Annotated in this window: 15 protein-coding genes; 5 read left to right on the forward strand and 10 right to left on the reverse strand. The window is 44.4% G+C overall.

The features are described from left to right. Nucleotides 1-21: 21 nt before the first annotated feature. The 3 genes from BK126_RS19480 to BK126_RS19490 form a co-directional block, all read right to left on the reverse strand. Nucleotides 22-867 carry a carbohydrate ABC transporter permease gene (locus BK126_RS19480; protein ID WP_076314224.1) on the reverse strand — a complete coding sequence of 282 codons (846 nt, stop codon included), beginning with the start codon at nucleotides 865-867 and terminating at the stop codon, nucleotides 22-24. A gap of 19 nt (nucleotides 868-886) precedes the next feature. Next, entirely contained in the window at nucleotides 887-1,777 is an 891-nt protein-coding gene (locus tag BK126_RS19485; protein WP_083655987.1) for a carbohydrate ABC transporter permease, read from the reverse strand. Between the two features lie 85 nt (nucleotides 1,778-1,862). Then, nucleotides 1,863-3,155 (reverse strand): ABC transporter substrate-binding protein, encoded by a 1,293-nt coding sequence (locus BK126_RS19490; protein WP_083655988.1) that lies wholly within the window; start codon nucleotides 3,153-3,155, stop codon nucleotides 1,863-1,865. A 248-nt stretch (nucleotides 3,156-3,403) separates the two neighbouring features. Here BK126_RS19490 and BK126_RS19495 point away from each other — a divergent pair, with 248 nt between their 5' ends. After that, on the forward strand, nucleotides 3,404-4,921 hold the full coding sequence (locus BK126_RS19495) for a sensor histidine kinase (RefSeq protein ID WP_076314226.1): 1,518 nt from the start codon (nucleotides 3,404-3,406) through the stop codon (nucleotides 4,919-4,921). A gap of 24 nt (nucleotides 4,922-4,945) precedes the next feature. Further along, complete coding sequence (locus BK126_RS19500) at nucleotides 4,946-5,647, forward strand: response regulator transcription factor (protein WP_177178733.1); 702 nt, start codon at nucleotides 4,946-4,948, stop codon at nucleotides 5,645-5,647. Between the two features lie 152 nt (nucleotides 5,648-5,799). Here BK126_RS19500 and BK126_RS19505 read toward each other — a convergent pair whose 3' ends face one another. From BK126_RS19505 to BK126_RS19535, 7 genes are all read right to left on the reverse strand, one after another. Next, nucleotides 5,800-6,108: a hypothetical protein gene (locus tag BK126_RS19505; protein ID WP_076314228.1), complete on the reverse strand. Its 309-nt coding sequence runs from the start codon at nucleotides 6,106-6,108 to the stop codon at nucleotides 5,800-5,802. A gap of 419 nt (nucleotides 6,109-6,527) precedes the next feature. Further along, nucleotides 6,528-7,649, reverse strand: coding sequence for an acyltransferase family protein (locus BK126_RS19510; protein WP_076314229.1), 1,122 nt, complete (start codon nucleotides 7,647-7,649; stop codon nucleotides 6,528-6,530). A 681-nt stretch (nucleotides 7,650-8,330) separates the two neighbouring features. Further along, a complete protein-coding gene (locus BK126_RS19515; RefSeq protein ID WP_076314230.1) occupies nucleotides 8,331-9,044 on the reverse strand; it encodes a glycosyltransferase family 2 protein in 714 nt (237 codons plus the stop codon). 2 nt (nucleotides 9,045-9,046) lie between these two features. After that, entirely contained in the window at nucleotides 9,047-9,781 is a 735-nt protein-coding gene (locus BK126_RS19520) for a glycosyltransferase family 2 protein (RefSeq protein WP_076314231.1), read from the reverse strand. 110 nt (nucleotides 9,782-9,891) lie between these two features. Next, nucleotides 9,892-10,656, reverse strand: a complete 765-nt coding sequence (locus tag BK126_RS19525; protein ID WP_076314232.1) for a MerR family transcriptional regulator — start codon at nucleotides 10,654-10,656, stop codon at nucleotides 9,892-9,894. Then, nucleotides 10,647-11,384: an ABC transporter permease gene (locus BK126_RS19530; protein ID WP_076314233.1), complete on the reverse strand. Its 738-nt coding sequence runs from the start codon at nucleotides 11,382-11,384 to the stop codon at nucleotides 10,647-10,649. Before BK126_RS19530 ends, BK126_RS19525 begins: the two co-directional genes overlap by 10 nt. Then, a complete protein-coding gene (locus BK126_RS19535; RefSeq protein WP_076314234.1) occupies nucleotides 11,384-12,103 on the reverse strand; it encodes an ABC transporter ATP-binding protein in 720 nt (239 codons plus the stop codon). The genes BK126_RS19530 and BK126_RS19535 overlap by 1 nt, the downstream gene beginning before the upstream one ends. Before the next feature lie 160 nt (nucleotides 12,104-12,263). Here BK126_RS19535 and BK126_RS19540 point away from each other — a divergent pair, with 160 nt between their 5' ends. The 3 genes from BK126_RS19540 to BK126_RS19550 all read left to right on the forward strand — a co-directional run bounded on the left by BK126_RS19540 (nucleotide 12,264) and on the right by BK126_RS19550 (nucleotide 14,606). Continuing rightward, a complete protein-coding gene (locus BK126_RS19540) occupies nucleotides 12,264-12,824 on the forward strand; it encodes a pyridoxamine 5'-phosphate oxidase family protein (protein WP_076314235.1) in 561 nt (186 codons plus the stop codon). Between the two features lie 96 nt (nucleotides 12,825-12,920). Further along, nucleotides 12,921-13,628 (forward strand): response regulator transcription factor, encoded by a 708-nt coding sequence (locus BK126_RS19545; protein WP_076314236.1) that lies wholly within the window; start codon nucleotides 12,921-12,923, stop codon nucleotides 13,626-13,628. Beyond that, entirely contained in the window at nucleotides 13,629-14,606 is a 978-nt protein-coding gene (locus BK126_RS19550) for a sensor histidine kinase (protein WP_076314237.1), read from the forward strand. The last annotated feature ends 16 nt before the right edge of the window (nucleotides 14,607-14,622 follow it).

The following is a 14,622-nucleotide window of genomic DNA, read 5'->3' on the forward strand; positions in this document are numbered from 1 at the left end:
ATGTACTCCTTTTATCATGTGTTAGTTTTTCATGCCGGTTGTAGCTACGCCTTGAATGAAGAATCTCTCGCCGATCAGGAATACGATGATCATCGGAACAGTCGCAATTAATGTGCCTGCCATGAGTAACCCGTAATCCATGGTGTGCTCGGTCTGGAAGGATTTAAGACCCAGCTGCAAAGTCTTCAAGCTATCATCATTAAAGTAAATCAAGGGTGCCAAGTAATCGTTCCACATAAAAGTAAACGTAAAGATGGCGAACGTGGACAAGCCAGCCGCAGATATAGGCATCACAATTCGCCAGAAAATCCGCCATTCATTATAGCCGTCAACCCGCGCCGCTTCATTCAGCTCATCAGGCAGACTCTTGAAGAATTGCCGCATCAAGAATACACCGAAGCCGCTGAACAGCTGAATCAGAATGTAACCAGTATGCGTGTTGTACAGTCCCAGGCTACTGACAATGGAGAACTGAGGCACCATAATAGAGTGCCAGGGCATCATTAGATTCGCCATGAAGAGGACAAAGATCGTATTCTTAAAGGGCACCTTGAGCTTCGCAAACGCATAGGCCGCCATGGAGCAGATGATAACCTGCAATACCGTGATCACCACGGACAGCTTTAATGTATTCAGAAAGTACTGGGCAAAAGGAATGGCCGTCCATACCTCTTTATAGTTGTTCAGGAACAGCGTCTCCGGAATCCAATTCATCGGGTTCTTGAACAGATCGACATCGGTCCGAAGCGATGCGGAGATCATCCATAAGAATGGGAAAAGTGCAGCTACTGAAAAGATAACGAGCAGAATTAACAGCAGGTAGTAAGAGGGCTTATGTCTCTTGACTGTATGAAATGCATTTATCATGTGTTCCTCCCTCCCCTCCTTAGTAAGTGACCCATTTCTTCTCGAGTCTGAATTGAATTAGTGATATAACCATAACGATGACGAACAAGACGATGGACATCGCAGAGGCGTATCCCATCTGATAATTGCTGAAGGCTTCCTGATAGATTCGGAATACGAGCACATTCGTTGAACGTCCCGGACCGCCGTCGGTCATCACCGATACAAGGTCGAATACCTGGAAGGAGTTAATGATCGTAAGAATGAGCACCATGAACAAGGTGGGTGACAGGGAGGGCAGCGTAATGTAAATGAACTGCTGAAACTTGTTTGCCCCATCAAGCCTTGCAGACTCGTACAAGTATGTTGGTATCCCTTGAATGCCTGCAAGCAGGATGATCATGTAGTAACCGAAGCTCTTCCATACCGCTACCAATACGATGGCAATCAGTGCCCAGGCCGAGGACATCAGCCATTCTGGCGGATTGGTTATTCCGATGGCCTTCAGGATGTAATTGATCGGACCCGACATCGGATTAAAGAGCAGACCCCATACGATGGCGATCGACACCATGGAAGTGATATGAGGAAAATAGAAGGCCATACGCAAATATTTGCGCAGATGCCATATGTTGTTCAAAGCTACTGCGGAGAGCAGGGCGAACAAGATCGTTAGAGGAACAAACAGAATCATGTAGATAAAGTTATTCTTAAGTGATATAAGAAAATAATCGTCCGTAAGCAGCTTGGTGTAATTGTCTACACCTATGAAATTCGGCTTGATATTGAAGCCGCCGTAATCGGTAAAGCTTAAGTACAAACCATAGATTAAAGGGATAAATATAAATACCGCAAACAGGATGAAGGCCGGTAGAATGAACAGTGTGCCTGCCATGTAGGATTTGTACTGGATTCGATGTCTGCCCGTCATCACAACAGCCTCCTTTGTCATTATTGATCTTACGTAGATCAGCCTGAGTCCGAGTGGGGACAGGCTGATCGCCATACTTCGTTATCTAATTCAAGACGGAGGATCTCTCCGCTTGGAAGTTTTGGATCGCCTGCGCCGCATCCTGCTCCTGGAACAGGAATAGATCGAGCTGCTCGCTGTACAAGTTATACACTTGATCGATCTTGGCAATCGGAGGCATTTCAACCAGCGTATTCGATTCGAAGAAATATCCGCTTCCTTCAAGGCCGGTGGCATTCAGGAAGGCTTCCTTCGTTGCATCACTAGAATAGGCAGGGAGGACACTTGCTTCTGCAATAACCGACTCCCCTTCCTCACCGGTTACGAATTTTACAAATTCATAGGCTGCGTCCACATTTTTGCTGGCTGGATTAATCCCCATATAGGTACTCACACCGCCAACGGTTATTGGGTCGGAGGTTCCCTCTGGGAGCGGAAGCGGAGCCATATCAAATTCAATATCGGTCTTGCCTGCTTCTATATCGGCCTTGAGCATATTGACAGTCCATTCACCATTGACCATTATGGCGACGTTCCCATTCTCGAACTGCTTGATCCAGTCGATGCTCTCTGCATTCATCTGCTTATAGCTCATATGAGATTGATCCTGATAATACAGGCGATCCAGATAATTCATCCATTCCTCAATGGGGGCGAGGCTGTCGTCCAGGATCGTAGTCCCCTGCTGAATTGCACCAAGTGGTGAGATGATCCAGTCAGCGTAGTAGCCGCCCCACTGCTTGTCTGCTCCTTCGCCTTTTGTCAGGCTCTTCGCCAGCTCCGCGTATTCCTCCCATGTTAACTGCTCAGGATAAGGAATGCCTTGGGCATCAAAGAGCGCCTTGTTATAAAAGAGGGCATATTGAGACGTCCGATAAGGGAGCGCGTAATATTTCCCTTCGGTTAGCACCTCACTAATCTCCTGAAAGCTGGGACCGTAGGCGCTGACATCAAGATTATCCTCCTTCACCCGATCGGTAAGGTCCAGCAGCTGATTTTTGGAGGAAAACAGGCCAAGACTGGTTGTTCCGTTAACGCTGTATACATCCATTTTTGAACCGCCGGAGAGGTTGTTCATTATTTGCGTGTTATACTCATTTGCATTGTTGCTGATCGTATTCATATGCACTTCGATGTTGCTATTCTGAGCATTAAAGGCTTCAATGACCTTCTGCATGTAAGCTTCTTCATCCGTCCATGTGTAATATTCCAGAACGACTTTGCCATTCTCACCTGTACTGCCTTCTGAATCTGTGGCTGCTGAACTGCAGCCGACCAAGGCAAGTATTAGCACAGCAATCAGCGAGAACCTGAAATAGCCGTGTTTATTCTTCATCATAACGCCCCCAATTTTTTGTGGTATGCTCTAATAGTAGGGTGATCTTTGGTTAAGTGTAAGGTTGAAATTTTATCGTCCTACAGGTGGACGAAGGGAGAGCAGCGGTATATCAGGCTAAAATACAGCTCCAGTTGCGGATTTATTATGAAAACGCATTCCTAATAAGGTGTATATAATTTCAACCTTTACAGGTGAAGGAATGCACCATAAAATTAATTCATTTCACATCTTAGGGAAGGGTGGCATCTATGGTTATATTCTTCGTGCTGATCCTGTTTATTGTGATCGCGGTATTCTGCCTGACCCAGCAAAAATATACAAAGGCCACGCTGTTTATGCTGCTCATGGGCTTTTCCTTCCTCGTCGTCGTTTCCTGTATTATTACTTATTTGTCCAAGGACGCTTATTACTATTACAGCCTGGATCGTTACTTCGGTATCTCGAAAGAGCTGCAAAATGATTTGGTATTCTTGCCGGTATCACGGTATGTATTGATACGAGTCTTTAACGTGTTCACCATGGTGTTTCTGTATGCGGGCCTTGCTTCTGCGATCTATTTTGCCTTTCACATCCTTCCCAAGAGGGGGGTATGGATTCTATCCCTCATCGCACTACCGTGTATCCTGCAGGTGATGATCTACGATCCGTCCGTATATACGGCCTTCTACTATGCAATGTACCCGGATTACATGACAGCACAGGGTATTGTCACTCTCTATGAATCCATTCATAAAGTGACTTGGACACTAAATACACTTTATATTGTGGCAGGCATTGTGCTTATTATTTATGCCTATTGTGATGCTCCCAAAGTCAGGCAGATCCGAAGCAATATACTAATGATTGTGGTGACCTATGTCTCCGTACAAATTACGTACTACTATATGAATTACTGGGCTCCTGACCTTATGGTCAAAGTGTCCAAAGCGGCCCATTTCATCAGCTTTAAACCCATCAATCTAGTGGGCAATCCGTCCATCTATACGCTGCTTCCTTATCTTGCGGGGGTGTGTGTGCTGCTCAGTCTATATTCCATCTACAAATATGCACGCCTGCAGAACAGCATTCGGAACCAGGAGACCGTGACATCGCAGAATATCGATTCGGCATTATTAACATCGCGTGTGTTCAGTCACTATATAAAAAATGAACTGCTGGCCATCATGGCGCAGACTGAATTTTTGGAGAGCATGTGTGAGAAGTCACCTGAGGTTGTAGAGGAAATTCAAGTAATCGAGCAGCGCTGCCGCAAGGTGTATGATCGGCTGAATGTTATTCATCAAAAAAATCTTAAATCCCAGATGGAGCTTAAACCGGTTCCCTTGACAGAGCTAATGGACAAGCTGCTCGGCGATATGAGTATGGAGCTCAGAGATATTCAGCTGAACTACAGCAAGCCGCAGAAACCGCTGACGATCATGGCAGACTCTTATTATTTTTCGCAGGCCATCGAAAATATTATGTCTAATGCCGTTGACGCTCTGAAATTTGTTCCGGACAAATCCAGACAAATCGATGTTAGAATGAATGTGAAGAACAAGTGGGTCGAGCTGATCATTCAAGATAACGGAACGGGTATGGAAGAGGACAAGCTGGAGCACATTTTTCAGCCTTTCTACTCGTCAAAACCAACGGCGACAAATTGGGGAATGGGATTATCGCTCTGTCATACGATTATTACGTCACATGGTGGTAAGATTCATGCCAGCAGCACACAGGGAGAGGGGAGCTCATTTCATATTGTTATGCCGTTACTCTTAAGATGATATATGGAAGGAGATGAGACATTCGTGAGTACGCCACAGATTAAGGTTCTGATTGTTGAAGATGATGATCTAATTTGTAAGCGATACCAAATGATCATGTCCAAGGATGAGGAGATTGAGTGCGTAGGGAGAGCAGCAAGTGGATACGAAGGAACGATGCTGGCTGCGCTGAATAAGCCGGATGTCATACTCATGGATATTGAACTGGAGGATAAGCAGGCCGGGCTTAGAGCTACGGAGGAGATTCTGAATTACATGCCGGAGATCAAAATCGTCATGCTAACCGTATGCGAGACGGATGAAACGGTATTTCGTGCGTTTGAGCTGGGTGCAACGAATTATTTACTCAAAAATATGCCAGCCGATTCTATACTACAGGCAGTGAAGGATGCTTATAACGATCGACCTGCTCTTCACTCGAATATTGCCGGCAAGATTACTAGGGAGTTCAAACGGATCAAGACGACAGAAGACAGTCTGCTGCACAACTTTTTTATCTTCACCCAGCTGACCCCGACTGAGCTTGAGGTGCTGGAGCTGTTGATGAAAGACTATACACGGCAGGAGATATGCAAGCTCAGACATGTGGAGCCTTCCACTCTAAAATCACAGATTAACAGTATTCTAAAGAAGTTCAAGAAGAGCAGTGTGCAGGAGATTGTGCCCGTGCTCAGAGAGCTGCACATTCCAGAGATCCTTGAGCAGCGTAAGGAGAAGTCGTCATAATTCTGCTGAGCAGGTGTTTTTTAGAATGGCTATGTTAAATCCACCGTTGATAATTAACCATAATAAAGCCGCCTGGTAAAAAGGCGGCTTTACCTGAGCTATCGTTTCCCGTTAGTTTAAAGACAAATTCATAGGTTTCTTTTAAATCACTTTTATTTTTCATTTAATGAAGGTCTTAGTCGTAGTAAACCTATTGTCATACAAATCATACTCATTGCCCAAATTAATCCGATCCATCCAATAGTCAGAGAATTCTGTACTGAGCTAGTTGTTGCTCTAGTTTCCAGCAGTTTAATCCAACCTAATGCACCCCATGAAAATAATATTAAATGAGCTAATATCCATCCATAACCAGCTTTTTTGTATCTAACCATTAATACAATAACTACAATAAGAATTGCTCCAATAACCAATATTAAACCGAATCTTAGTAAGGCTAGAACTTCTTCTTCCATTAACAACGAAACCCTACCTCCCTCAGCTATTAAGATTAATTAGTGATAAACTCTTACTGATACAACACTCTTTAATAGTCTATAGTTATACAATTAATTTTGAAAACAGCGATCTTGTCCTTGTCTCGGGATACGAACTTGTACCGATAAAATAAAGAAACACCGCTAAAATAGCGACTTTCATTGGGACTATGCTCTTGTCCTCCGACACGTGACCACCGTTCATGTCAGACGACAAGAGCTTTTATACAAATACAACAAGAACTTCTATACATAAATCTGCGTAAAATTTTTGGCGGTCCCCGAACCCTAATAAAGAAATTATCCTTTTCTAAAAATGCATTCATAGATATTGATTCTGATCTAAGATTCCAATCAAAAAATGAGAACCCCTCGAATTGAGGGGTTCTGAGTTTTAAAAATAGTTATAGCACCTTCTTGGCATAAGGGATTTTCCGAATCAGCATAGCGAGCAAATAACTCGTGATTGTCCCTAACCCACCTAATATCAGAAACTCAATAAACAGAGGCATCTGGGTGCTGTGCAACCAAATGCTATAAGCAATCAATACGAGTGAATGGATGATATAAACCGTATACGAGGTAGTATCAACACTACGTTGAAATCCGTTCGTTTGATTGCGATATTTGCGGTACACTGCCAACAATAGTAGAGAGATGCCAAATCCGACAAAGGGCTCCCACATGGCATAGATGAAGGCATTTGAGTTTAGTCCCCCTCCGGTACTCAATGTCGGGTTGAGGATGAGAGCGGCGATCGGAAGTATCGGCAGGAATACGAGTGCGATAATGCCCATGATTTTTACGGTTCGAGGTGGGATACTCGTTAACCACTGATTGCGGTACGCGATAATCCCTGCAATAAAGAGTACGATATATGCAGGAAAATAACCAAAGTTCAATCCAAATATCAGCTTGCCAATCGGGAATATTTGCCGAATTCCGAAGGTTACAAGCCCGATGAGCGTGGCAGTAAGCAAAAGCACTTTTACCGATGGGAACGGGATACTCTTCTTTGGTGCACTATCTTTCCTAACTATCCTTACAATCGTATAAACTGAATTAAACACAAGCAATGCGAGCAAAAACCAGAGTGGACCAGGTTCTGTGATTGCAAAGCTGAGGATCTGCGTCCGATAAAACTCCCAAAATGACACTACTTTGCTAGCGTCTGTGCTGTAGTGGAGCGTAGTGATATATAAAATCACTGGACTGATGAAGAAAATATAAACGATCACAGGAATCCCCAAGCGCATCAGCCGATCTTTGAGAAATGACTTTGGTCCTTTGCGATCAAAAGATGACGGCACGAAGTACCCCGCGATAAAGAAGAATAATCCCATAAAGAACGCTTGGTTGATAAAGACAAACATCAGCATCAGCACAAAACTCGCATCAGGCTTTTGAAGCGTATCAAAAAAATACCACGAACCCGGTACAGCATATGTCGTCGCTGCATGATGAAACACAACCAGAATTGTGAGAAATGTCCGCAGATGATCCATATAAAATAGACGATTGTTCACCGTGCTCCCCCTTTTATATGATGTTTTTCTTGTTTACTTTTCTCCTGCGAACCCCACTAATTGATACTAAGTGGCATACTGCTTGAAATTAGCAGCCGGACGATACATTTAAATCAATGCAGTAAAACAACGCTTCTGAGCAAAACTAGAATTGTAATACCATTTCCGACTTCTGGTTCGTTGGATAACATTCGAGCAACAGCTATAGACTTTTCGAACTCTAGCAGATTGGATTTTCTAACCTCAAGCAGTTTCCTCTTTGTTGAACATAATAACCATTCCCTTCCATTGAATTATATCTTCATGTTACTTAAGAATGGCGTACCCCAAAACAACCTTGAGTCTGATTCATAGCTCCGTCTACAGTTCGAGATTTTTATTAACCTATCATAGTAAATCCCTTATTTCATTGAAAAGAAGCCGAATGTAGCCAGCTGCTTCATTATTTTATTAATTTAGCGTTTCCCGTTACGTGATGCAGTTGTATTTATAATGCGTTTCATAATAATTAGCAGAACTTGAATGGGAATTCAGGTAGTTGTTTTGAATGATGATTTTGGTTAGTAAAATAACTACAGCTACTCTCCTCCATTTATTCAACTATCCTGCCCGGTAGCTTAAAGAAGGCAGCCAATCGCATTGGTTGGCTGCCTTCTTGTTTTGTTAATTCCCTTTATCCACTTAGCGGCTTACAAACGTCTTAATATCATTGACTCCAGGTACCTGATCCCCTTTCTTCATGAGCCTTCTATCACTAACAATCCATGTATGATCCTTGGAGCCCTTTCTTCGAATCGCAGCAAAGTGGTAGGGGCTTCCTGCATAAATGGAATAACCCTTGGCTCGGCACAGGGAGCAGAACTTCACACATTCACCGCGCGACCGGTTCGGGAAGCTCACCGCATCAAATACCTCACGTTTGAAGAGGAGTGTCGCCCCCTGTACCTCAGATACGTAACGCTCGGCCATATCACGATAACGATAAAGCACAAGTTTTTTGCTGCTTAAATATACATAGTGGGCTCTCTTTCCGACGATATCTGCTTTTGTTTTACGCAGCGTATGCATGCTGTCTTTCAGGTAATCCGGTGCATAATAATCGTCATCATCAAACTTGGCAATATAGGGATACTTGGCCATGTTGACTCCATAATTAAGACAGTTGCCCAAGGATACATGCTCAGGCTGTCGATAAATTCTTATATTTTTATAAGGCTCGGCAGCTTTAATATAATCTTTCATTTTCAATTCCTTGTGGTTCAGGATAATAATGAGCTCCTTGTGTTTGTAGCGCTGACTTATAAAATTCTCAATGAGGTTGTCCATACAGTAATGTCTTTTCGTACAGACGATAATGGAAACGCCGTAATGTGAAGAACGCTCCTTTTTTGCCATACTCACACTCCCTTTGGCTTACGTTTAACAAATTTCTTGAAATTGTGAACGCCGGGAATAGACTTATGATGAGCAATAAGCTCTTCGTCATTGATAATCCAAGTATGATCGGCCGAATTCTTTCTTCGAATTGCAGCGAAGTTATGTTTGCCGCCAGAGTAGACCTTGAATCCTTTCTTCTTGCTTCTTTTGCAAAACAGGTCATCTTCTCCCACGTTTTGATCAGGGAAGGAAACCTGTTTCAGAACCTTTCGCTTGATCATCAGGGTAGCGCCCGGAAGTTTGGAGACAACCTTGTTCTCATCATTCGCAAATCGCAGTATTAAAGTTTTGGAGCCGCGCAGATACATATAATGAGCCCGCTTGCCCAGTACATCGGCGCCACTCTTCTGAAAGGTCAGAAGGCCTTCGGTTAGGTAATCAGGGGCATAGTAATCATCATCATCAAATTTAGCGACATAATTATATTTTGTTTTTTTTACAGCAAGGTTAAGGCAGGTGCCGAGGGAGTAGTGCTCAGGGACACGGAAGATTTGCACATGACGGAGATGCTTAGCGGCTTGCTCATAGGGTTCAAGTGATATGGCATCGTTGTTAACGACAATAATCAGTTCTTTTTTTGAATGACGCTGTCTGTTGTAATTTTTGAAGAGCTGTGCTACATAGCTTTGGCGCTTCGTACAAGTGATGATCGACACGCCTTGTTTCAATATGGATCGCTGACGTCTGTTTTCCACTCGATCACTCCCTTCATCCACAGGAATCTTACAACTATACTCTATGGTATGAAGATGAAAGATTAGTAGAAACGGTTATCTGACCAAGGGAGTGGCCTAAATTCACAAGACTAATGTGGTCTCTCATAAAGATGCTTGTACTCATAAAAGAGAGCAATAGCCGACTTTGCCCCTTGGATTGCTTCGAGCAAGGATTGGATTAGACGGTCTGTAACCGTTACAACATCCTCTTCATTTGAAGGAGAGTTAAGAATAGTAATGACATCTGTAGGAAGCTGATCAAGCTTGCGAAGCAAACGGAGAATGGCTTGGAGAGAGTAGTGGGCGCTTCTTAGCCCCCGAATAATTTGCAGCCTGGACAATTCTTTTTCCCCATAAATACGGTGTCCGTTCTTAAGTCGCGGGATCACAATCAGCCCATTGCGTTCCCAGTTTCTTAACGCTTCTGTCGTCACTCCTAAAATATGAGCTGCTTCTGTTCGTGAGTATGTCTTATCTCCTGTTGGAACATCCTCATGCAGCCATTTCTCTACGGCTTCTGCCGCGAGCAGAGCATGCTGATATTCGCTTTTTAGATGGGATAGATACTCGTGAGTCAAATGTAACGCCTGTGGGAATTGTTCTTTCCCAGAAGTGGTAACAATCTCTCTTGCTTTATTACGGATGTCACCTTGTACAATCTCGCATTGAAACAGAATTCGGGCAATCTTCATCTGAAAGAGATGAACGTCTGAATACACACGGTACCCATTGGTAAGCCGAGGAACAGGAGAGATGTATCCCCATTCCTCATAGACTCTTACCGTATTGGGATGCACAGAGGCGAGAGCGGCAATCTCTGAGGTCTTGTACAACGGATAACGACCTACTTCCATCTAAAATATCGAATCGTGATCCCCATAGAGAGGATGATACAAATTCCTAGAATTCCAATGTGCAGGAGACTGTTCGCGAGTGCGGCTCCTGTACTCACGTCCTTTAATAAATGAATGCCATGGGCAAGCGGAAACACATCCATTCCCCATTGCAGAAAAGACGGCATAATCTCATACGGAATGGTTGCTCCTGAGAATAACAGCATCGAGAAGTAGGCTGCGGAGCTCCAAAGGTTGGCGGACTTGGTATCCCGAACAAGGCTGCCAATCAGTGTGCCAATACTGAACATGGATATAAGAACATATAAATAAGATATCAGGAAAAACGGCCAGGAGCCCTGAAGCTCAAAGCCAAACGCATAGATGTAAACGAGTGTAACGCCAATAAATGAAATGACAGCTGCAATCATCTGAACAAGTCCCTGGGCAATGACGATCTGAAGAGGGGATACAGGTGTAACCTGCAGTCTCTGCAGAATTCCCCGGTGACGATAATCGGCAAGTGTCAGGGACAAGCCCATCACCCCGGTTGCCAGTATACCAATCGTTATGACCGATGCGTACGAAAGGTCAAAGTTAGACGCACCGCTCCCAGCACTGTCTTTACTCAATGTATATCCAAATATAGACCCAAGTATAATGGGAAATAAAATCCCGAAGATGAGTATATCGATACTCTTCCAGACGAGCTTTGCTTCAATTTTAAAGAATGTCATAAAAGAATTCATCAGTAGATGTCCCCCTCTGTTCCTGCAAAATGTAAATATGCTTCTTCCAATGATTGCGTACCGCTGAGCTCAAGTGCTTCAGGTGTCGTCCCTTGAAAGACGGTGTTTCCTTTATTAAGAATAAGGATTTCATCGCACAGGATCTCCACCTCATCCATGTAGTGTGAAGTAAGAACCATGGCCATCCCTTGTTGTTTCATATCCAGCAGTCGATTCCAGAGCATGCGGCGTGCTCGAGTATCCAGACCTGTCGTCAGCTCATCAAGAAATACCAGCTTAGGTCTGGGAATGAGCGCAAGAAGAACAGCGAGTCTTTGCCGTTCCCCACCGGAGAGTGTTTTGACGAGCTGATCTGATTTGTCCTCGAGTCCAAAAATACGTAGTAACTCGTTAATATCTGCCGTTTGCTGGTATAAGCTCTTCCACTGGCGGCATGAGTCCTGAACGGTTATGTTTTCCTGAAACTGCGTGGATTGCAGCTGGACACCAACCTCTTGAAAAACATGCTTCCTCTCCTTGATCGGGGATTTGCCTAGAATGGCAAGCTCGTCATACTGGCTCTTCTCTATGCCTAGAACAGCGGAAATGGTTGAAGATTTACCGGCACCGTTAGCCCCTAGCAGCCCAAGCACCTTGCCTGATTCAAGTTCGAAGCTGATATGATTGACGGCAAGAGTAGAGCCGTAGGTAACAGATAAGTTTTTAACGTTTAGTACCATATGAAGTGCCTCCTTCGTTTTTGGGTGAGAAGCAACTATATCAGAAGAGGCGCAGGGTGGTGTCTTATTGGAGGGTTTGGCAGCAGGAGAATACAACAGGGGATGGAATTGTAATATGAGAATTGCCTGATTCACCACAACATAGGGGAGGTAGATTAGAATGGCAAAGCAGTTCCCGGCCTTACTGCCAGAGCATGTTGAGTTTATTGGAAAACAGCATTTGTTCTTTGTAGGTTCAGCGGCTCTATCACCAGATGGGCATGTCAATCTTTCACCCAAGGGCTATGATACGTTTCGTGTGCTGTCCGAGAATCAAGTGGCTTATCTCGATCTGACCGGAAGCGGCAGCGAGACGAGCGCACATATCAAGGAAAATGGGCGGGTAACCATCATGTTCTGTGCATTCGAGGGCCCGCCTAATATATTGCGGCTGTATGGAACAGGAAACGTAGTGCTGCACGGGACGAAGGAGTGGGAGGAGTTGTATCCCAAGTTTGATCCGCTTCCCGGATCAAGGCAGATTATCATCGTCGACGTACATAAAGTACAGACTTCCTGCGGTTACTCTATTCCGTTCATGGCATATGAGAAGGAGAGAGATACACTCCAAAGATGGGCTGATCAAAAAGGGGAAGAAGGACTGAAGAGCTACTGGGAGCAGAAAAACAGCGCAAGCATTGACGGTTTGCCGACTCCGCTCGGAATCCAGCTTAATAAGTAAATACAATGGGCTGCCGGTATACCGTCAGCCTTATTTTCAATGGTACTATATATGTAGGTCAATATGATTTGGCAATACAAGGAGGACGTTCACACCATGGAGGGTAAGCTGTTAATTATAGAAGATGACGTGGATATCAGTAATATGGTCGCAGAGTACTTAGAAAAAGAAGGATATCATTTAACCACAGTTCATGATGGTGATGAGGCCCTTCGTCAGTTTGAGAGAGACACCTTTGATCTTGTGCTTCTTGATCTGATGCTGCCCAAGCTGAATGGGCTGGAAGTATTACAAAAGATCAGGGGGAAGAGCCGGGTTCCGATTCTTATTCTTTCTGCAAAAAACAGTGAAGTAGATAAGGCGTTAGGCCTCAGATTTGGAGCCGATGATTATATCGCCAAGCCATTCTCGCTGCTTGAGCTCGCTGCTCGCGTACATTCCTCGATTCGCAGGGCAACCGAATATTCCTCAACCGTCGACCTTATAGATGAACCGAAGACAAAGCTGCTTACATATGAAGATTTAGCGATCGACATCGAGAACTATAAAGTGTTAAAGAGAAATGAAGAAGTGAAGCTTACAGCCAAGGAATTTGAGATTCTAAAGCTGTTTGTCCAGAATCCGCTGCGAGTATATACCAAGGCTCAGCTATATCAGCTGGTTTGGGACGAAGCATATTATGGGGACAAGAATGTGATTAACGTACATATGAGACGCTTAAGAGAGAAAATCGAGGATGACCCGTCGAAACCAAGATATATTCATACGCTGTGGGGAATCGGCTACCGAATGGGGGAACAGTAAGTGGCGGGCTTTTGGTGGATCAGCCTTGTGTTGACTGTCTTCTTCTTACTGCTGTACTTCCGAGAAAAAATGAAAAACCGACAGCTTCACAGTGATTTAAAATATATGAACGATAAGCTCGGGAAGCTTACAGGCGCAGGCAACCCCAAGGCAGAAGAGAGACTTCTTCTGATGACCCGTGATCCAGAGCTGCAGTTACTGCTCCAAGGGATCAATGACTTGCTTGATTCTCTTCAGCAATCTACATCCAATTATGAAAAGTCAGAACGAGCCATGCGTAGAATGCTGTCCAATGTATCTCATGATCTCAAGACACCTTTAACTGTCATCATGGGCTATGCCGAGATCCTATTAAGGAATATGGATTTGTCAGAGCAAGAGCGGCGGAGAATGACGGAGCAGATATCAAATAAGGCAGCGGAGGTGAATGAACGGATCCTCGCTTTCTTCGATTTATCCAGGCTGGAGGCAGATGATGTTGATCTCCCTCCTTCTGTCGTGGATGCAGGTGAGGTGTGTCGCTCCCGGATCTTGTCTTATTTCGATCTTCTTGCAGAACGAAATATGGCTGTGGATATTCATCTTCCGGAAGAGCCGGTATGGGTATATGTGAACGAAGAAGCCTTATCGAGAGTGCTCGATAATTTGTTATCCAACGCGGTCCGCTATGGTGGGGATGGAGGGTATCTAGGACTTTCGCTGACGACAACCCAGGGATATCTTCGTATCGATGTGACGGATCGGGGGAAGGGGATAGCCAGAAAGGATCAAGGCAGAGTATTCGAGAGAATGTACACGATGGAAGACTCAAGAGACCGCAATGTCCAGGGCAGTGGTTTGGGGCTCGCCATTGCCAAGAAGCTTACGGAACGCATGGGAGGCGAAATCAGTCTTACGAGCAATCCGGGCGTATCCACTTGCTTCTCGATCCAGCTTCCCTTATCCACGTACAAAGAAAATGGCTTGCTTAAGAAATAAGTAATCTTTTCGATAT

The organism is Paenibacillus sp. FSL H7-0326, from assembly GCF_001955535.1.
GTDB lineage: Bacteria > Bacillota > Bacilli > Paenibacillales > Paenibacillaceae > Paenibacillus > Paenibacillus shunpengii.